The sequence below is a fragment of the Saliniferula longa genome, from assembly GCF_050789285.1.
GTDB lineage: Bacteria > Pseudomonadota > Alphaproteobacteria > Rhodobacterales > Rhodobacteraceae > CAVPWP01.
Genome location: NZ_JBOUVX010000001.1, coordinates 817891 through 837581, shown reverse-complemented (window position 1 = coordinate 837581; position 19691 = coordinate 817891). Strand labels below are relative to the sequence as shown.

Sequence of the window (19691 nt, the reverse complement as noted above, 5' to 3'; positions counted from 1 at the left end):
TCACGTTACCAGATGGAGACCACAATGCTACGCCGAACCCAAAACCTGCCTGTTCCCGCCGAGCTTATCGCCCCGGTGGCCGACGCCGTCCTCCAGATGGGCGCGCTCCTGCGCTCCGAATTCCACCGCCCGGGAGGACCGCGCAGCAGCGGCGACAAGGCGCTCATCGACGCCGAGATCGCGCGCCTCCTGAAGGACCGCCTCCTCGGCCTGCACGCCTGCGGCTGGCACGACGAGGAAATGCCCCGCGTCGCCTCGGACTCGCCCGACACGTGGGTCGTCGACCCGCAGGACGGCACCCGCGCCTTCCTCAAGGGCCTGCGCGGCTCGGCGATCTCGGTGGCGCTGGTCCGCGAAGGCGCCCCCGTCCTTGGCGTCGTCTACGCACCGACCGCACCCGACGACCGGGGAGACTTCTTCGCCTGGGCGGAGAACCTCCCGCCGATGCGGAACGGGGAGATGCTGACCCCAATTGGCGATGCCCCGGCCTTCGCGCTCTCGGCCGAGGCCCGCGGCCCGAACCTCTGGCCCCTTGGCTCGCCGGACCGGGGCGACCTGCGGCCCGGGCGGGTGGTGGCGTTCAACGACGAGGCCGCCGACTTCGCGCGCTCGAACCACGAACGCATCGCACCGGCCCGCTTCGTCGCGGTCCCGAGCATCGCTTACCGGCTTGCCCTTGCCGCAGCGGGCGAGGTTGACGCCGGCATCAGCCTGACGTCGGGCCTCGATCCCTACGACATCGCCGGGGGACACGCGATCCTGCGCGGCGTCGGCGGCGATCTTGTCCAGCTTGACGGCAAACCCCTCACCTACGCCCCCTCGGCCCGGTTCCGCGGCTGCATCGGCGGCCGCCCACGAACGGTGGCGGAGCTTGTCGGCCGCAAGCTCGACGCGCCCTCCCAGAAGGAGAAGCGCCACCCCGCGCGGCCCGCGCGGCGCACCTCGTCGGCCTTCATGCTGAGCCGCGCCCAGGGAGCGCTGCTCGGGCAGCTCGCGGGAGATGCCCTCGGCTCCGCCGTCGAGTTCCAGAAGGCCGACGCGATCCGCTCCCGCCATCCCGACGGCGTCCGGGACATCACCGACGGCGGGACTTGGAACACTCTTGCGGGCCAGCCGACCGACGACAGCGAGATGGCGCTTGCTCTCGCGCGCTCTCTCGCAGCCAAAGGCCGGTTCGACCGGGACGCGGTCGGCAGGGCCTATGTCGCCTGGGGCGCAAGCGGACCCTTCGACATCGGCGGCACGACGCAGGCGGGACTTTCCGCCCTCACAGGGCGCGGCCGCCCGAACACGGGCAGCGAGTCGAACGGCGCCCTCATGCGGGTGAGCCCGATCGGCCTCTTCGCCGCCGGGCGCCCCGAACTCGCAGCCCAGCTTGCGGCAGAAGATGCGGCGCTCACGCACCCCAATCCGGTCTGCGTGGCTGCCTCCTCGGCCTTTGCCGCGGCCATCGCGGCGGGGATTGGCGGCGCGGACCCGGCAACGATGCTCTCGGTCGCCGTGGCGCAGGCCGGGAGCGGAGACGCGGCGGCAAGGGTGCGGATCACGATCCTGCAGTCGATGGATGGTCTGCCTTCCCGCTTCGACGGCTCCGATCAGGGACACGTGGTGATCGCGCTCGCAAACGCCTTCCACCGTCTCTACCAGCGGCAGGACCTCGAGGAAGCGCTTGTCGAGACGGTCGGCCTTGGCGGCGACACCGACACCAACGCCGCCATCGCCGGCGCGCTTCTCGGGGCAAACCAGGGACGGGACGCCATCCCGCTGCGCTGGCGCCGGGCGGTCCTCTCCTGCCGCGCTGTCACGTCGCCTGGCTTGCACCATCCGCGGCCGAAGGAGTATTGGCCGGACGACGCGATGGATCTCGCGGAGGCCGTGCTGATCGCTCATTCGCAACCTTGATTCAGATGTTCCACAAGAGCGGCTACCTGCCGTGTCACCTGGGTCGAGCGAAATGCGAATGTTGGGGGCAAACCCCTGTTGAAGGCTCCAATCGGGTAAGTGAGGTCTTTCGATGGAACTTGTCGTAGGTGCGATTGCGGTGGCGATCCTCATCGGATGGCTTCGCAGAGGACGAAGATCGCAGCCCCCTGAAGTCTTGACACCACCTCCTCCTCAAGCCGGGACACCGAAGAAGGTCTCTCAGACCGAGAGAGGCTCCATTCCGGCGCCGAAGGTGCTGCGAAGCTCTCCCAAAGCCTTCGAGTTCTGCGCACTCGACACGGAGACGACAGGCCTGGTCCCCAAGAGTTCGAGGCATCGGGCCTTTGAGATAAGCTGTGTGAGGTTTACTCCCGTTGACGAGTGGTCGTGGTCGAAGACGAGGTTCACGCGCTACATCCGCGTCGATCCCCGTGAGATGAAGGGCCTCAAGCTGTCACCGATGTGGGACCACCATGTTTCCAGCGGCGGTCAGCAGAGCGCTCTTGAGGCCTCAAGAGCACTTGGCGAGCTGGAGGAGTTCGTTCGCGATCTGCCCTTGGTGTGCCACAACGCGCGTTTCGACAAATGTGTGGTCGAGAACGAAATCGCAAAGACGAAGCACAAGTGGCGCCCAGGAAATCGATGGATATGCACCCTTCTGATGGCGAGATCGTGCAAAGCAGGAACGTTCATCGGCTACTCTCCCGGTCGGCCAGATGGATTGTCTTACAAGCTCCAGCACGTCGCCGGCGCCCTCAAGATTCCCCTCGAGGACGCGAGACTGCACCACGGCCATTACGACGCCGAGATTGCGGGCGACATTTTCCTGAAGTTGCGCCGGCAATCAGTACCCCTCGTGGATCTCAATTGAATGGCGGAAAGGAATTCCACATGCTGGATTCATTGCCGCCTCGGAACCCGCCTTTGCGCCGTCTCGCCTCATGCAGAACACATTCACCTTTGAGGCTACCGGGAGATCAAGGGCCTCGGAGATTCGCGTCTCTAAGAGGCTCGGACGGAAACATGTCCGGAGAACGCCGATGCGCCATGCCGAACTCAAGTCCAAACAACGTCAGCTTCGGGACGGATTCCCCCAGGAAGTTAGCCTGAGGGTTCACCGCGCGATCAGCTGGATCGGCCGGGCCGAAAGGGAGACGCAGGATCACGACGCCGCCTTCATCTTTCTGTGGATCGCCTTCAACGCCGCCTATGCGGACGAACGGGACGTGGACTCTGACCGCAGTCTTGGCGACCGGCGCCAGTTCGTGGAGCTGATCGATCGGCTCGTGGCGCATGACGACGACGGCCGTCTCTACGGCGTCGTCTGGGATCGGTTCCGCGGACCGATCTCGAAGCTCATGGAGAACCGGTTCGTCTATCGCCCCTTCTGGCTCAATCAGAACGGCATAGCCGGGAACGACGACTGGGCCAGGCGCTTCCGGTCTTCCGCCGAACGTTTCGTCCGTGCAATGGCGGATCGCGACACGGCCTACGTGCTGCGGCAGGTCTTCGACCGGCTCTACATGCTCAGGTGCCAGATGATGCACGGGGGTGCCACCTGGAACGGCAAGGTCAATCGCCAACAGGTGCGCGATGCGGCCGACATCCTTCGCGTGGTCATGCCGGTGATCGTCGACATCATGATGGACAACCCCGAGGAGGATTGGGGTCAGCCGTTCTATCCGGTCGTCACCGCGCCGGCACAGCGAGGCAGCACCCGGGCCGACAGAATCTGACACCCTCAGGAGGCATAACCGGACCGATTCTTCAGCCCTGCCCGAAAGCGCGCCGAAAGCACTCATGCGTCTTGATCCGCTCCTCACCTGCTCACCCCAGACGGGCGCAATCCGACCGGTCACGCCTGATCTCTTGCGCGACGTCTACCTTGCGCCGCGCTGGGCCGACTGGTCTTTGAGGGAGGCGCTGAATGGACGCCCGGCCCCTTGGACGGAAAGCCTTGCAGCAGCACCCGAGGCCACGACGGCCGCGGTAGAGATGGCGCTCGTGGCCGTGATGAAGGCGACCTCCGCGCTCGATCCTGCCGAACTCCGGCCGGAGGCCTTGAAGGACGGACGGGCGCGCACGCACCTCATCGCGCTTCGGGATCTCTGGCGCGATTTGAAGACGCTGCCGCCCCCTTTCGACACGATCTCGCATGTCTTGCGTTGCGAGGCGCGCGACGCGCTTGAACCGGTTCCGGTACTCGATCCTGCCCTCTGTCCTCATGCCGACTCGCTCGAAAACGCCTTGCAGGAACATCTCGGCGCGCATCACGGGATCGCGTCCGAGGCGGCGCTTGATGCTTGGAGGACCCGGCAGGCGCTATCGGATGGCAGAGCGCCTGGGGCGCTTGGGGCAATCCAGAGAGGCCTTGGGCGTTCCGTGGATACCGTAACCCGCGATCGCAGCCTTTCGGTCTTCGGATTGCGTGATCCACGCGAAGAAGCCGAGTTCGCTGCGGCCCGCGCGCAAGCCCTTCTCGCGGACGATATCGTCGCCGCGCCTTCGGAGCTTGGCGTTCTGGCGCCCGACGACCCGGCCTACACGCTGGCGCTTTCCGAGTCCTTCGACCGCCTCGGCCTTCCGCTCTCCGGATTGCCCGCCACGCCCGCCCGACGGGATGCGGCCGGCGAGATCATGAGCGCCCTTCTCGCGGTCCTGCAGGGACCTGCCCCACGCACCGCGCTTGCCACCTTTTACAGCCATCCGGCGATGCCTTGGTCACGGGCCACAGGCCGGCAGATGGCGCGGGAAGTGATCGATCGCGGCTGGTCGCAAAGGGCGCAGAAGCTCCGTGAAGAGGGAATGGCTCTTCTGGACGCCCTGCGCCCGGTTTCTTCGCCGGAGCAGCTCGTGGCGCGGCTCTTCTCGATGGCCGAGGCCCTCCCTGCCCTCGACCTTGCTCCCCGGATCGGCGCGCTGCGGGCAGCCATTGGTGACACGCTCGACTGGCCCGCGATCCGCCGCCTCGCGGCGCCCTCTCCCGCGCCCGCGGAAGGAGCGGACCGCTACGTCGAGGGCGTCTCGCTCTTCACCGAGACTGCTTTGCCCTGGCGTCCGGTGCGGCACCTCATCGTGCTCGGGATGGCCGGTCGGAGCTGGCCCAGACTGCCGGCGGCGAACCCGTTCTTCACCGAAAGCGAGATCGCCCAGATCCGTGATGCGACGGGGATCTCCCTCAGGGGGCGGCGCGAACACCTCGCGCGTGGGCTCGAACTGTTCCGACGCCAACTCTGCGCCGCGTCTGAGGGACTGACCTTGACGGTGCCAGCGCGCGACCTGCGGGGCGAGGTTGTGCCTCCGTCTGTGGGTCTGGCGCTCATCTCCCACCTCCTCGGTGCCAAGGATCCGGAGGACCTGCTGGTCGACCTTCGCGCGCATCCGCCGGAAGACTGGCCCGTGGGGCATGTGCGCAGTGAACCCGTGCCTGGCGGCGGCGCCCCCGCGACCCCGGCAGAGGCGCTCGTTCACCTGGGGTCCGACCTTCTGCGCGTCAGGGAGAGCGGCGAAGGCCGTCACGTCCCGCAATCGCCTTCGCGCCTCGAGACCTTGCTCGTGAGCCCCCTCGCCTGGCTCCTCGATGAACTCGAGGCGAAAGACCGATCCTGGGTGCCCGAGACTCTTGATGTCATGACGCTCGGCAGCGTCATGCACAAGGTCATCGAACACCTGTTCCCGGAAGGGGCGCCAGTCCCGGAGGATCTGGCCCTCCGGTCCGGCCTGTCCGACGCGCTGGACACAGCGATCAGGGCGGAGGCGCCCTGGCTCGCGGGCCCCGATTGGACCGCCGAACGCGCGAGTCTCCGGAAGGAGGCCGAAACAACGGTCCTCGCCTGGGCCCGTTTCCTGAAATCCTCAGGCGCGGAAGTCCTGCACAACGAGATCGACCTCGCGGGCGACTACGGCGGCCTCCTGATCCGCGGACGAGCCGACTGCGTACTGCGCCTGCCCGACGGGCGCGTTCTGGTCGTCGACCACAAACGGTCGCGAGCCAACGGACGGCGCGAGCGGATGTCGAAAGGATGGGACCTCCAGGTCGCGCTCTACCGGGCGATGCTCGAACGTCCAATCGAAGACACCGCTCTCACCGATCTCGTTCGTGCGGGCGCCCGCCCTGTCACCGCCTACCACACAATGCTGGATGGCACGGTCATGGTGGACGCCGACGGCACAGGCATCGCGGGCGCCGAGGCAGCAACGTCGGACATCTCGGAGAGTGCACTGGAGCTTCTCGCCGAGCGGGTGAAGGAGGTCGGCGGCGGAACGATCCGCCTCAATGGCGCCGGGGATCTCAAGCGGTTCGCGAAAGACTGCGGCATCACGGCCTATGCCCTCAAGCAGAACAGCCTCGTGGCTGCGTTCCTGGTGCCCGAGGCCGAGGACCAAATGGAGGCCGAGGAATGACATTGACACTCGTGCCCGCCGGTGCTGGGTCCGGCAAGACCTACCGCATCGAGACGACGCTGGCCGAGTGGGTCGAGGCCGGGCATGTGGCGCCGGGACGGATCCTCGCGGTAACCTTCACCGAAGCCGCCGCGTCCGAGCTCCGGACTCGCATCCGCGCCGAACTGATGGCCCGCGGGCGGATCGGCGACGCGCTCGAGATCGACCGCGCCTATGTCGGAACGATCCACAGTCTCGGGCAGCGCCTGCTCACGGAGCACGCCTTCGCTGCCGGGCGCTCTCCGGGAAGCCGGCTCCTGAGCGAAGCCGAGCGCGACCTCCTGATCCGGCGGCAACTCGCAAGATGCGAGGCACTGTCGCCGATCATGCGGAACCTCGCGCGCTTTGGGTATGCGTGGCGGCCGGGGGCCGACATGAGCGCCGAGGAGGCGTTTCGCGCCGATCTGATGAAGGCAATCGACCTTCTGCGCGGGCTCGGAGCGCGGGGAACCGCCGAGGATATCCTTCATCCCGCGCTCGTGGCGCTCGAGGAAGGCTACGGAGTATGCGAGGCGGATGGACAGATTCTGACGGCGGCACTGCGCCGCACGGCACAAGCACTGATCTATGCCTTTCCGTCGTCGCTTGGACACGAGGCGACGAACGACTCGGCGCGCAAGGCATTCTTCAAGGATCACAGCAATCTCAGGCGAGCTGCCCAGACAGATGCCCTCGATTGGGACTGGTCGCTGTGGCAGGCGCTCCGCGACCTTCGGCTTTCGAAGCGAGGCTCTCCCACGCCAGAGGGCTACGATCCATTGGCCGCGGCCGTCATGGAGGCAGCCGAGGGCCTGCTCCGACATCCAGGTCCGCTCGAGGATGCACGTACTCACCTGACAGCCCTCGTCCGGGGGGCACAGGAGATCCTGTCGGTCTATGATGCCGAAAAGCGGGCGGCCGGCCTGATCGACTACGCGGACATGATCGCGGAGGCGGAGGAACTGCTCCGAACCCGCGAGGACATCCGAGCGGCGGTTCTGGACGAGATCGACTGCGTCGTCATCGACGAGTTCCAGGACACCAATCCCGTCCAGTTCGCCCTTCTCTGGCAACTGGCCCGCCACGCCCCGCATGCCCTGATCGTCGGGGACACGAAGCAGTCCATTATGGGCTTCCAGGGCGCAGATGCTCGGCTATCAGAGGCGCTGCAGGTGGCATATCTGGAATCCGTCGATCCTCTTGACCGCAACTGGCGGTCGGACCCGCGGATCATGACCCTGGTCAACGCGATGGGACCGGCACTCTTTGACCGCTACGATCCCCTTGCGCCGACGCGGGAGGAAACCGGGGTCACAGCGCTTGAGGCGATTTTCCTGCCGAGGAGCTGGGCAGACAAGAAGAACCATGCGGCCGACTGCATCGCGGATCGCGTTGGGGCCCTCCTCGAGGACGGGGAGCAAGTCTGGGACAAGGCCGGGAAGGTCCTGCGGGCCGTACGCCCCGCGGACATTGCGGTTCTGTGCTACCGACATGCGGAAGCCGCCCAAGTGGCAACGGCGCTTCGGGCGCGGGGTTTACCTGTCCGCATCCAGGGCGAAGGTTGGCTCGAGGCCCCGGCAACCCGCGCGGCGCGGGCGGCTCTCGCCTATGTCGCCGATCCCGATGACGGTTACGCGGCACTTACCTTTCTGACCCTCGGCCCCCCGGCGCTCCCTCTGCAGGAGGCGCTCCGGACGGCGGTCGACGGCGTTCTTGAGACCCATGTCGCTCTTGCCCCGCTCCGCGCGCTCAACGCTGGCGCCGAGGAACGCTCCGTGGGCGACTTGCTTGGGGAGACCCTGCGCGCCGCGCGGATCCGGGACTGGGCCGCGGGTCTTGCGGACTCTGCGCAGGCGCTTGCAGATCTTGCGCGGTTCGAGGCAGAGGCGCAGGAGTTCGACCTCATGGAGGTTGATCTGCGCGCGGCCGCCGGCTTCCACGGATGTGGTCCGCAGGTATTTCTCGGTTGGATCCTTGCCCAGACGGAGCGCGGATGGACACTCCATCCCGATCCGAACGGGTGGTCGGGGACGGGCATCGAGGTCGTGACCTGGCACGCCGCCAAAGGCCGCGAATGGCCGATCACCGTCGTCGCCGGGCTTGATCAGAGGCTTGCCGAGAGGCCCGGAACCCTTCGGGCGGAGTTCGACAGCTTCGCCGATCTCGATGACGTCCTTCGTCATGCCGGTCTCGGCTGGCTGCCGTGCTTCGCGGCGCCGGAAAAACAGGCGGTCTTTGCCAATGCGCGGATTCCGGACGAGGAGCGCGGCGCCGCGAGGGCTCTCTACGTCGCGCTGACGCGGGCGCGGGACCGGCTGATTTTCGCACTGCCTGCAGAGCCCTCACGGGAAAAGAACCGGCCGGAGCGCATGGTGGATCTCCTGCGCGAACGCACGGGTCTTGCGAGGGGGGAAGCGGGACTTACCGTGTGCGGCCAGGCGTTCGCTGTCCGACTGCTTCACGAGGATCGCGACCGGGAGTTTCCGGCACCTGTTGAACCAATCGAAGCACCCGTTGCCCGGTTCGGGCGTGCAGCGACCACGGGTTCGGCGTCGCGCACACCCTGGCGCCGTAGTCCGTCCTCCCTGGAACCGGTGGACGGTCAGGAACCGCCGCCGCTCCAACACCGCAACCTTGGCCCGGCGCTCGGGCCGGGCATTGGAACGCACGACAGCGCCACGGAACGCGGAAGTGCGTGGCACCTCGCCTTCCGGACTCTTGCCGAGCGGCCTGACCTGCGAGAGCGCCTTCCTGCGGCCACGGGTCTCGATCCTGCAACACTCGATGCCATCGAAGAACAGGTCCACGCTATTCGGGCATGGCTCAAGGACGAAGGCTACGATGAACTCAGGTTCGAGGTACCTCTTCAGGAGATCATGGCGGATGGCTCGGAAACCAACGCAATCATCGACTGCCTCGCGGTAGGCAGGGCGGGTTATCTGATTCTCGACCACAAGTCGGGCGCCTGCCCGGATCCGGCGGTTCGCTTCGCAGGATACCTGCCGCAGCTCACGGCTTATGCGGATCTGGTGTCCTCCCGTAGCAGGCAGCCTGTACGTCAGATCGCCATTCACTGGATGAGCGAGGGGATGGTTTCACTGGCTCTCGCCCCTGCGGATGCAAAGGCACCTTAGTTCATTCGTCTGGCTTCTGGGGGAATGAGAGGCTGCCTGCCGATGAACGAGGATACCGGGCAAGAGCAATTTGATGCGCGACTATGTTTCCGACGCAGGGATTTGCGGATTGGTCACTCGGCTGCTCGTGCTCGACGATTAACACGTATATCATTTTGGACAACTTCGTCGATTGTCAGGCAACAGTCATCGGACATGAAAAACTCTCCCATCGAGAGGTGCCTACATCCGGAATGGGGTGGACAAAGGTCAACGCAGGCAGAATTCCGACGCTCGCAAAATGGGCACATCCTCTGCGGCATTTGATTGGTGATCCTGAGAATCGCAGAGAGATATATCCGGATTAGCAGTAATCAGTACCTTGTCTTGCAGGGCAATCGCGGAACGTGCGGCGCAAATCTCGATCAATTGCAGACCAGGTCCTCGACGAATTCGGAGAGCGGCTCGCAACCCGAGATCCAGAGAAAGTCCCGCGCCCGCGTCGCGGCCACGTACAGAAGGTGGCGCTCGGTGGCGTAGATCTCTTCGAGCGCTCGCTCATCCATGGCACTAAGCAGACGCTCCTCGGATGGCAGCACTGCAGCATCGCATGCCACGACGGCAACGGCTCGAAACTCTCTCCCTTTGGCGTCATGCATTAGAATCGGCGTCAGCTCCTTGAGACCTGCGTTATCAATGACAGCCAGCGCACGCGCAATTTCACGCTCAGATCGGACAAGTACCGCGATCATCGAAGATGAAAGACCATCGTCGACGAGCTTGGCCAGCCAGGCACCGGCCGCGGTCGCCTCTTCATCTGGTTCGGCGAACGCATGGATTTCCGGGGCTGGCCCATGAAAGACCGAGGTTACACCCGTCCGCTTGTCCTCACCTCCATCGGCCTCGAGGAGGCGGGGCGGAAGGAGCAGGTCGCACTTCGACCGGATCTGATGGGAGGTGCGGTAGTTCACCTTCAGGCTGCGAGACCGTCCCTGGATGTCGACCCCAGCCGCTTTCCAAGGGAAGGCCGACCGGAAGATCCGCTGTCCAATGTCACCTGCGAAGAAGACGCCATTGAGCCGATCTCCCGCCACGGCTGCAACCAGGCGGAGCTCGGGGACGGAGATGTCCTGTGCCTCATCGATCACGACGTGGGTGAAGGGACGATGGCTCAGCCCATTTGCCAGTGCATGCATCAGCGCCGCCTCGGTCGTAGCGCCGCTGGATTCCAGCGTCGAACGGACCTGTTGAAAGACCTCCCACACCTCATCACGACGCCCGGCCGCCATCCGCACTTTGCGGCCGAGGCGCGGTATCTCCCGGTATGTGTTTTGGTCTCGGACATCCCAGGCATCGACGATGAGCCGCCACTCGTCCTTGAGAAATGTGGGATCAACAGAGCTGCCAACGGTCGCGATCGCCTCGTCGATCACTTCCTCGATCTCAGCCTCGTCGACTATACGGACACCCCCTGCCCCATCCATCAGTCGCCGCGTCACGTTCGGCAGAGTGTCGACGGTGATCCGAGCTTCGACGTCTGGCTTTCCGCGGGTCAGCCGAGCGATCTTCGCCTGCAGGCCTTCGGCTAAAGCCGGTGAGAAGGTCGCGAGAAGGACGCGGGCGCCCTGTTCCTCGGAGGCAAGCCGCACGGCCCTGTGAAGCGCCACCACTGTCTTCCCGGTCCCGGCCGATCCGATGATGCGCGCGGGACCGTTGAAGTTCCGATCGACGAACTCCTGCTGGGCGGGGTGCAGGAACACCGCCCAATCGTCCCAGGGGGCATCAAGCGCCGCGGCGAGGGCTTCCTGGTTCTCCACCACCCGGAAGCGCCGCTGGGCGTCAGGGTGGGCAAAGCCGGCCGCAGCGCCTGCCGCGATCCGGATGGTGGGCGCTTCGCCCACCGCCGCTGCGAGCAGGGCTTCCTGTGCCTCGTCAGGGAGGTGTGTGGCGATGTCGAGGACGGTGTCGTCGGTCGCCTGACGGACGGTCTCCAGCCATTCGGGCGGGATGCCCCAGGAGAGCAGCGTCCCGTCACTCTCACGCTCGAATAGACGGGGTTTCCGGACCGACTCCTCGACGTAACGCTGGATGACCACCTCCTCGACGGTCTCGCGGATCTCGACGATCTGGGCGGCGCCGGTGGTCGGATGGCTCTCGAGCTTTCGCCGTTCGGCCCAGGCGTAGGCGTCGTCGTGGTGGCCGACGTAGGCGAGGAGCGTGGTGCCGTCTTTCTTGTGAAGAACGATGCGTATGTCGCGGTTCACGCGGGCCGACCAGAAGTTCGGATCACGGGAGTGGTCGATGCGGTGGAGCGAGAGGCCGGGGCTGTCGGGGCTCTGCTGGATGTCGAAGGCGGTGACCTTCGTCTGCGTCTGCTCCTGGGCGGTGAGGCGGTCGAGCGACTTCGTGAAGCTGGAGGCGATGATGACGGTCATGGCAGCCTCGGGGCGTTCAGCTTCTGGCCGGCAGAGTGGCGGCCATTTCGTCCGCGGCCCGCTTCAGTCGTCCGGCGAGGTCGCCGGGTGCGAGGGACGCAAAGGCATCCGCGAGGCTCCTGTAGTACCACACCGTGCCTTCATGCCCGCCGTTGAATCTGTCCCAGATCGCATCGCCAATCCGGCGATGGTCTTCGAGGATGGCGTGAGCGTTATGGAGCTTGTCCGCCATGGCCACCAGAAGCGCGTCGGAGGGCTTACCGGGAACCGCCGCGATGTAGGCTTCCTTCCGCGCCCGCCATGGCGGCTTCGGGATCACGGTCGCGTCCGTGCAGGCCATCACGATCGAATAGACACGCTCGCCGAAGCGGTCTCGGATTTCGAGCCCCATGACATCGCCGCCTTGATCCTCCACGGCATCGTGAAGAAGCGCCGCGATGGCCTGGTCCTCGTCTCCACCGTGTTCGAGGACGATGGACGCCACCGCGAGGAGGTGCGCGACGTACGGGATATCTGTATCCTTACGCACCTGCTCCCGGTGCGACTTCTCCGCAAAGACCAGCGCCTCGCCAAACCTGTCCGTCAGCATCATTCCTCCGACAGATTCATCAATTCGGCCCGGACACGTAGTCTACCCGGCCTCACCATCGATCCTTCGTCGAAAGTGGGTCCGGCGCCTTGAACCATTCTTCGTCAGGCAATGAACGAAGGAAAGCGTCGGCCTTTTCGAGCAACTCCGGATCGTCCTTGATATGGGCTATCTGCGCGAGAAGGCGCTCCCTTTTGGCGGCGTCCGATTCCATGGCGCCTCCCAGGATCAACGGCGGCAGAAAACCCGGTCGATTGAGGCCAATAAGCTCAGAGAATTCATGCCAAGGCAGAGGCCACACGCGATCATTTCTGGTCACGTAATCGACGAGAGCGCGATAGACCGCCTCCGTCATACCCCAAACACCTTCATCACCTCGTCCCCGAGGTGGTTGATCACCTTCACCGCGATCCGACCCGACTTCGGCCTCGGGAACAGCCGTGAGACCGTCTTCTTCAGGCTCTCCCACGCCTCCTCGTCGATGTCCCCCTTCAGCGTCGCCTGGAGCTGCTTGTACGGGATATCCGCCCCCGGGAAATACGCTTGCCGGACGAAGAAGCTCTCCCCCGAGTAGTCCGTGTCGATGAACCAGCAGGCGATCTCGTCGGCCTCGCTGCTCTCCACCACCCCCTTCGCCGGCTTGAAGATGTCGACGCCGAGGAGCTTCACCCGGTACCGCTCGCCCTCCTTCAGGATCTCGATGTCAGGCTCGCCGAAAACGACGAAGAGGTTCCCGCCTCCTGCCTTCAGGTCGCCCGCCATGTGCAGGTCGGGGTTCATCCGCGCCTGCAGGATCGGGATGCGGCCGAGCTTCTGGAACTCCTGCGCGTGGGCGTCGAAGTTGAAGGCGCAGGCGATGACGAGGTCGAAGCCCGCGTCCGCCGCCTCTCGCGCGCAGGCGACGAGGTCGGCGCGTGCGACGGTGCCGTATTCGGGGCCGATGAAGATGCCCGCGCGACGCTCCGTCTCGCCCTCCATGTAGCGGCCCTCGGCGGCGATCCACTCGCCCGGCCAGGGGGTGAGGCTCTCGAAGCGGATCGCGTCTTCCTTGCCCGCCTGGTGGACGCCGGCCTTCTTCAGGTTCTCCATGATCGCGGTGCGGAAGTTCTCGGCCTCGCGCGCCTCGGGCGTGCGCAGGCCCTTGGCCGCGTCGCTCTCCTCGATCAGCTCGCCATGCTCGTCCACCGCGGCCGAGCGGTGGGGAGAGAGGCTTTCGACGGTGAAGGGCCCGGCCACGCGGATGCGGCTCCGATCCTCGAAAGGTTTATCGTAGAGGATCTCGTAGTCGTCCTCGCGGCCCTTCCGCTCGATCGCCTCGTCGATCTTGCGCTGGCGGGCGATGCGGGCGGTCCAGAAGGCATCGAGCGCGAACTTCGCGGCATCCGGCCATCCGGCGGGTGCCTCGCGCGGGATCTCCCACTCCATGAAGCCGTCCGAGGGCGCGGGTTCGGCCGAGGGCATTGTGACCTCGCCGGAGGCGGTGAAGTCGATGGTCTTGCCCGCCCGGCCGCCGGTCGCGACCTCGAAGGGCGTGGCGTGGCCCTTAAGCGCGGCGTTGAGGTCGGCGCGGGCGTCCTCGACCGCCGGCTGGAGGCGGTCCCAGATCACGTCGATCTCGGTGTTGTTGGCGATGGCCTTGAGCGTGATGTGCGGGACGCGCTCGTGGACGAAGCCCACGCGGATGTCCTCGTGGAACGGGCCGTCGGAGGGGGTGCCGAAACCTTCCTTCACCGCGCGGTCATTTCCTGCCTTGGAGTCGGCGAGGAGGTAGTAGGGGTACTTCGCGCCCATGATCCGAGCGCGGGCGAGTGCGAGCGCCACGCGTGAGGTGTCGACGGTCATCCAGCGCCGGCCCCACTGCTCGGCCACGTGGGCGGTGGTCCCGGAACCGCAGGTGGGATCGAGAACGAGGTCACCGGGGTCGGTTGTCATCAAGAGGCATCGCTCGATGACCTTCGTATTCGTTTGCACAACATAGACTTTAGATTCAGTGAAACTGCCAGTCCCGGTGTCCCGCCACAGATTGTTCATTGCAACAACGGGATAATCGTCCACCATCCGAACATACCGAAGCACATTTCCGGATGTTGTGTAGAGCCGGGATGCTCTTTCGAGACGGTGAAGTCCGGTGCCGACAGTTTTGAAAGTGCCCTTGCGTGGCTTGAATAGAACGCCGAATGCCCGATACTCTTTGAGATCTCCCTCTCCCAAGGGTCTCTGGCTTATGAGATTGTCCGGAAAAAAGACTCGATCGGAGCTTCTTTTCGGCTCCCCTCTTTCCATTTGACCAGCCTCATCGCGCACATAAGCGTAGTACTCGAAGCCCCCCTTCTCATCTTTCGACTGGTACAACGGGCGATACTTCGCTCGGTCCTTATTCTTCGTGAACCAAACGACGTAATCGCCGGCATCTGACAGCATAGAACTGCCCAGACTCGTTGTTGTCTGGAACATGATCAGGGAAACGAAATTGTCTTCCCCAAACACCTCATCCATCAGCGCCCGCACCCGGTGTACGTTCTCGTCGCCGATCTGGACGAAGCAGCTCCCGCTCTCCGTCAGAAGCTCCCGCGCCACGATCAGCCGATCGCGGAGATAGCCGAGGTAGGAGTGGATGCCGTCGCGCCAGGTGTCGCGGAAGGCCTTCACCTGCTCGGGCTCGCGCGTCAGGTGGTCGAGGTTCCCGTCCTTCACGTCGCGGGAGGTGGTGGACCACTGGAAGTTCGAGTTGAATTTGATGCCGTAGGGCGGGTCGATGTAGATCATCTGGACCTGCCCCTTGAGCCCCTCGCGCTCGGCGAGGCTCGCCATGACCTGGAGCGAGTCCCCGAGGATCATCCGGTTCGACCACTTCCGGGAGTGGCGGTAGAACTCCACCTCGGCCTCGAGGTCCTCCTCGACGAGCCCAAAATGGGCGAAGAGGTCGTCGGCCTTGGCCTTCCCGGCCCGGAGGTCCTCGATCAGCGCCTTGGGGTGCACCTGCTCCTGCAGGTAGATCGGCGGCGCGTCGACGGTGATCCGGTCGAGGTCCATGTCCTTCCCCCGCCAGACGAGCTGGGGATCGAGGTCCGGGTTCCGCCGGTCGTAGGCGACGCGAATGGGCTTGCGGTCGTCCTCGTGCAGGACGGGCTCGAGCTCGGCCGTGGGGATGTTGGCGCGGGTCTCGTCGTGGGCAATGTGGTCGAGGGGTTTGTCGGTCATTGGCGGACCCACTGGTCGCGCTTCTTGAAGACCGCTTCGAGCATCTCGGCCGCCTTTTGCATCTTGCGCTGCGTCTCTTCTGGCTGCGTGTGAAAATAGCTGTCGGCCATGACGGCAGCCGTCGTCATTCCGTCGACAAGAAGGAACTTGTCGAGAACCCGTTCCGCAGGAATGTCGAGGGAGTGTGCCAGTGCCTTCCTGATGTCCTCGCAGGTCTGTGAAAACTCGAGCCCATCGAGCTTCTTATAGAATTTCGCTGCCCGAGGATTGCCCTTGTGGCCTTGAGGCACCCCAAGGGCATTGGCTGCGTGGCTGTCGAACGGCGGCCATCGCCGCCCTGTGCGGAACATGTAGAACTTGCTCAAGGCGGAATGGAAGCTCGTCTTCTCCCATAACGCGGCGCATTCACCGCTCACAGTGTCTACAAGATGGAGGTAATGGACCTGTAGTTTGCCACCCCACGTCAGCGGCAATGAATTCAAGACTTTGACGAGTTGCGTCAACTCCTCCCCGCCACCCTTTTCCTCCCAGCGCAAGGTGCGAGTCACCATGAACTCCCGAGCCACGGCCCGAAGGGATGCCTCGTCAAAATGGCGGTTCTTGCCAAGCATGCTTTCGATCGGTTTCTCGAACGCCCGGTCCCACCTGTGGGCTTCGGCTACTGCCCGAAGGGCGCGCTCTGCGATGTCTGGCGATTTGGTCATGCGGGCACCTTCTCCTTCACGAGCGCGTCGATGGCGCGGTCGAGGTCCTGCTTGAAGTCGTGGACGGCGCGAAGCTCGGCGAAGCCCCAGCGCCCGAACCGTCCGAGCCGGTTCACGGCCGGGATCCACTTGTTCTGCATCGTCTGCGCCTTGAGCATGGCGTCATGGCCGCGGAAGCCCTTCACCTCGACGACGAGGGTGGTGGGCTCGTCGGTGTCGAGGCGGATCAGGTAGTCCGGCAGGTAGCGGTGCGGCTCGCCCTCCATAAGGTAGGGCACCTCGAGGCCGAGGTTGTGGTTCTTGGCATAGGAAGTGACGCGCGGGTGGTTTTCGACGACCTGTGCGAAGCGCGTCTCCCATTCGCTGTCGGTGATGATCCAGTTGATGTGGCTCTTGTCCGGTCGCGGGGAGTGGCGGGAGGTCTTCGACGTTGTGAAGCTGACGCCCATGGTCGATCCCTCCGGCGAGAAAGGATCGAGGGTCGCACGGATGATGGGCGTGCCGTTCGGCTGGTCAAGGAGCGCGCCCATGAGGAGGTCGCAGACCTCGTCCGTCAGCTGGCGGTACTGGAGTTGGGCGAGCTTCGTGCCGCCCTTGCAGACGACGTTGTCGGAGCGGAGCCATTGCAGGACGATCCGGCGGGCGTCCTGGAAGAGATGCGGCTTCGGCGCCTGGTTCGGGTCCCGGAGCTTCTCCATCGCCCAGTAGCTCGCGATGCGGTAGGCGATGGTCGAGAGGCGATGGTCGTCGAGGTGTTCGAGGTCGATCGTGTTTGGTGTTCCCACGATTCCCGACATCCTTACCTCGGTGGCTCCCACCCGTTCGGGCGTCAAGACGTAGGGTTCGAGCTTCGAGAAGTCGATGTCGATCCGCTCCTTGGGGAAGTCGGTGCGATACCCCTCGACCCGGGGGAAGGTGATCTCGAGGTGATCCCGGTCGGGGCTGACGGCCTGGACATGGATGACCTCTCGCGGGGGCTGCGGTGGGGAAACCTTGGGCTCGCCGAAGTTCAGGCCGTCGATCCCCATGATGTCGGCGTACTCGGTCCGGAAGAGACCGGTCACCGGGTCGGGATCGTAGGAAAGTCGGCGCAGGGCGCGTCCGATGACCTGCTCGCAGATCAGACGAGACCCGAAGGCGCGCAGCCCCATGATGTGGGTCACGTTGTTGGCGTCCCAGCCTTCCGTGAGCATGGAGACCGACACGACGCACCGCACCTGCTCCCCGAGGCGACCCTTCCGGCCAATGGTGTTCATCACCTCGCGCAGGATCTCGGCGTCCGTGATCTCCTCGTGGCCGTTGCCGCGTTCGAGGCGTTCCCTCTTGAAGGCCTCGATCTCGGCCGCGTGCGCTTCCTTGAACGCCTTGTCGATCTCACCGCCGCTCTCGAGGGCCGCGGAGTCTATCAGTATGGTCTTCGGTTTCTCGAGCCGCTGATCGTGATCGTCGTAATTCCGGAAGAGCGCCAACGCGCCCTCTTGGATCTTCTCGAGGTCCTTCTCGTCGGTCCAAGGGTAGCCGGCGATGTAGTCCCGCACGGTCTCGGAGTTCGTGGTGTTGTTGCAGACGACGATGAAGACTGGCGGGACGCCGACGCCCTCCTTTTCCCAGAGATTGAAGGTTTTCTCGTAGTGGCCGTAGAGCGCATCGAGGGCCACCTTGAGTTCGAGCGGGAGCTTCTGCGGGTCCGGCCTCTCGTCGCCCTTGGCCTTCTTGGGCATCTTTTTTCCGATCGCGCCCCAGAGGTTGCGATAGATGACCTTCTGCCCGTCCATCCGGTTGTCGGCGACCGGGACCCGCGGGAGCTTCACGATCCCGCACTCGATGGCATCCATCAGGGAGAAGTCGCTCATGACCCAAGGGAAGAGCGTCCCCTCTGGCCAGTTCGAGCCCTTCAAGAAGAACGGGGTGGCAGACAGGTCATAGACGACACCAACGCCCTGTTGGCGATTGAGCGCCTCTATCCCCGAGATCCAAAGCCGCGCGGCCTCCTTGTTCTCCTCCGCCTCCTTCCGGTCATCGCCAGTGAGGATCTCCTCATCGGCCGCCGGTCTTTCGCGGTAGCAGTGGTGTGCCTCGTCGTTGATGACGACTACGTTCTTGAGACCCATAAGGTCGCCCATCACCCGCTGGATCATCTGACCTTCGGTTTCCGTGGTCTGGAGCGCTTCCCCGTGACCCTCGAGGGCGAGGCGGGTTCCCTTGGCGGCGTCGAATGTCTCACGAAGCTTGAAGGCATGGTAGTTCGTGATGACGATCCGCGCCCGCTGGAGGTCCGGCACGAGGTCCTGCGGCACAAGGTTCAGGCGGGTGTAGCAGCTCTCCGGGTCGTTCGGCTGGAGGACCCGGAGGCGGTCCTTGATTGTGATACCAGGGGTGACGACGAGAAATCCCTTGGAAAAACGACGACTGTTGGCCGCTCGGACGGCATTGAGCGCCTGCCAAGCGATCAGCATGGCCATGACCGTCGTCTTGCCCGCACCTGTCGCGAGCTTGAAGGCGACCCTCAGGATCTCCGGAGCCGCCGCCGACGGCTCCGCGCCTTCGGGCTGCACGGCGAAATTGTTCGCCGTGTTGAGCCACCTCAGGAAGCGTTGACCACGCTTGCCCATGTCGGGCGCGACCTCGGAAAGCCAGATGGCAGCCTCCACGGCCTCGACCTGGCAGAAGAATGGCCGGATTGACCGGGTGTCATCGGTTTGAAGCCCGCGCCAATGCTGAAGGAGCCTCTGAGTGGTTGGGGTGACCTTCCATTGGGTCGGGTTTGGCAGGCGGCGCCAGGTGTCGAGCTCCTGTCGAAGCTCGTTGATGATCGGAGAAGGATTGAACTCTGTCGCCTCTGTCGAGAGCCCGACGTTCTCGAAAAGGCTTCTTGTGTGCGCGCGGTCCGACGTCGCGGACGCGCCGGGAAGTGCGGTGAGGAGTTCTGAAGATCGCCTGGTCTCGGTGACTCGGTTGGTCGGACGGTTCTCTTCGTCAAGTTCCCAATGCTTCTGCGGAAGGAGGTAAGGCGAGTTGAGAATCGGATCGTCGAAGAAGTTCATAAGTCAGATGCCCGCTTGCGTCGCCCCACGAGCAGAACACCATCATCCGAAGTGTTATTCAACTATTCCGAGAACATGAGGCCCACGCGCCGACGATAGCTTTTGAAATCGTGGACTCTCAGGAGAGTCGAGGCTTACCACCAAATGGCAATCTTGTTGGCGGCGGTACAGGCAGTCTCCCCTAAACCGCCCCCTCGAATGATACATTTCGTTCGGTGGAGCACGCCTGAAGGGCAAGACATCGCTTCCTTGCGCGCCGC

The 19691-nt window shown here is 64.6% G+C and carries 11 protein-coding genes; 5 read left to right on the top strand and 6 right to left on the bottom strand.

The features are described 5' to 3' along the window. Positions 1–24 precede the first annotated feature (24 nt). The 5 genes from ACRDNQ_RS03840 (at position 25) to ACRDNQ_RS03820 (ending at position 9479) form a co-directional block, all read left to right on the top strand. Positions 25–1902, top strand: a complete 1878-nt coding sequence (locus ACRDNQ_RS03840; RefSeq protein ID WP_431827306.1) for an inositol monophosphatase family protein — start codon at positions 25–27, stop codon at positions 1900–1902. A 112-nt stretch (positions 1903–2014) separates the two neighbouring features. After that, entirely contained in the window at positions 2015–2794 is a 780-nt protein-coding gene (locus tag ACRDNQ_RS03835; RefSeq protein ID WP_431827305.1) for a 3'-5' exonuclease, read from the top strand. 169 nt (positions 2795–2963) lie between these two features. Beyond that, a complete protein-coding gene (locus tag ACRDNQ_RS03830) occupies positions 2964–3659 on the top strand; it encodes a hypothetical protein (protein ID WP_431827304.1) in 696 nt (231 codons plus the stop codon). A gap of 64 nt (positions 3660–3723) precedes the next feature. Further along, entirely contained in the window at positions 3724–6327 is a 2604-nt protein-coding gene (locus ACRDNQ_RS03825; RefSeq protein WP_431827303.1) for a PD-(D/E)XK nuclease family protein, read from the top strand. Then, positions 6324–9479, top strand: a complete 3156-nt coding sequence (locus tag ACRDNQ_RS03820) for a UvrD-helicase domain-containing protein (protein ID WP_431827302.1) — start codon at positions 6324–6326, stop codon at positions 9477–9479. The genes ACRDNQ_RS03825 and ACRDNQ_RS03820 overlap by 4 nt, the downstream gene beginning before the upstream one ends. A 404-nt stretch (positions 9480–9883) precedes the next feature. On the opposite strand, the gene ACRDNQ_RS03815 is transcribed toward ACRDNQ_RS03820, so the two are convergent. Genes ACRDNQ_RS03815 through ACRDNQ_RS03790 form a run of 6 tightly spaced genes read right to left on the bottom strand, consistent with a single transcriptional unit; the run spans position 9884 to position 19431 of the window. Then, positions 9884–11893, bottom strand: a complete 2010-nt coding sequence (locus ACRDNQ_RS03815; RefSeq protein ID WP_431827301.1) for a UvrD-helicase domain-containing protein — start codon at positions 11891–11893, stop codon at positions 9884–9886. A 16-nt stretch (positions 11894–11909) separates the two neighbouring features. After that, positions 11910–12485 (bottom strand): HD domain-containing protein, encoded by a 576-nt coding sequence (locus ACRDNQ_RS03810; RefSeq protein ID WP_431827300.1) that lies wholly within the window; start codon positions 12483–12485, stop codon positions 11910–11912. A 49-nt stretch (positions 12486–12534) separates the two neighbouring features. Beyond that, complete coding sequence (locus tag ACRDNQ_RS03805) at positions 12535–12837, bottom strand: hypothetical protein (protein ID WP_431827299.1); 303 nt, start codon at positions 12835–12837, stop codon at positions 12535–12537. Further along, the gene (locus ACRDNQ_RS03800) at positions 12834–15683 is read right to left on the bottom strand and encodes a site-specific DNA-methyltransferase (protein ID WP_431827298.1); all 2850 of its coding nucleotides are present in this window, start codon (positions 15681–15683) and stop codon (positions 12834–12836) included. The genes ACRDNQ_RS03805 and ACRDNQ_RS03800 overlap by 4 nt, the downstream gene beginning before the upstream one ends. After that, positions 15680–16387: a hypothetical protein gene (locus tag ACRDNQ_RS03795; protein WP_431827297.1), complete on the bottom strand. Its 708-nt coding sequence runs from the start codon at positions 16385–16387 to the stop codon at positions 15680–15682. Before ACRDNQ_RS03795 ends, ACRDNQ_RS03800 begins: the two co-directional genes overlap by 4 nt. Beyond that, positions 16384–19431, bottom strand: a complete 3048-nt coding sequence (locus tag ACRDNQ_RS03790) for a BPTD_3080 family restriction endonuclease (RefSeq protein ID WP_431827296.1) — start codon at positions 19429–19431, stop codon at positions 16384–16386. Before ACRDNQ_RS03790 ends, ACRDNQ_RS03795 begins: the two co-directional genes overlap by 4 nt. Between the last annotated feature and the right edge of the window lie 260 nt (positions 19432–19691).

What these genes read in the sequence shown, in the direction of transcription:
- ACRDNQ_RS03805 (WP_431827299.1), bottom strand. Translation starts at nt 12,837, where the DNA reads ATGACGGAGGCGGTCTATCGCGCTCTCGTCGATTACGTGACCAGAAAT.
- ACRDNQ_RS03800 (WP_431827298.1), bottom strand. Translation starts at nt 15,683, where the DNA reads ATGACCGACAAACCCCTCGACCACATTGCCCACGACGAGACCCGCGCC.
- ACRDNQ_RS03810 (WP_431827300.1), bottom strand. Translation starts at nt 12,485, where the DNA reads ATGATGCTGACGGACAGGTTTGGCGAGGCGCTGGTCTTTGCGGAGAAG.
- ACRDNQ_RS03820 (WP_431827302.1), top strand. Translation starts at nt 6,324, where the DNA reads ATGACATTGACACTCGTGCCCGCCGGTGCTGGGTCCGGCAAGACCTAC.
- ACRDNQ_RS03795 (WP_431827297.1), bottom strand. Translation starts at nt 16,387, where the DNA reads ATGACCAAATCGCCAGACATCGCAGAGCGCGCCCTTCGGGCAGTAGCC.
- ACRDNQ_RS03790 (WP_431827296.1), bottom strand. Translation starts at nt 19,431, where the DNA reads ATGAACTTCTTCGACGATCCGATTCTCAACTCGCCTTACCTCCTTCCG.
- ACRDNQ_RS03835 (WP_431827305.1), top strand. Translation starts at nt 2,015, where the DNA reads ATGGAACTTGTCGTAGGTGCGATTGCGGTGGCGATCCTCATCGGATGG.
- ACRDNQ_RS03830 (WP_431827304.1), top strand. Translation starts at nt 2,964, where the DNA reads ATGCGCCATGCCGAACTCAAGTCCAAACAACGTCAGCTTCGGGACGGA.
- ACRDNQ_RS03840 (WP_431827306.1), top strand. Translation starts at nt 25, where the DNA reads ATGCTACGCCGAACCCAAAACCTGCCTGTTCCCGCCGAGCTTATCGCC.
- ACRDNQ_RS03815 (WP_431827301.1), bottom strand. Translation starts at nt 11,893, where the DNA reads ATGACCGTCATCATCGCCTCCAGCTTCACGAAGTCGCTCGACCGCCTC.
- ACRDNQ_RS03825 (WP_431827303.1), top strand. Translation starts at nt 3,724, where the DNA reads ATGCGTCTTGATCCGCTCCTCACCTGCTCACCCCAGACGGGCGCAATC.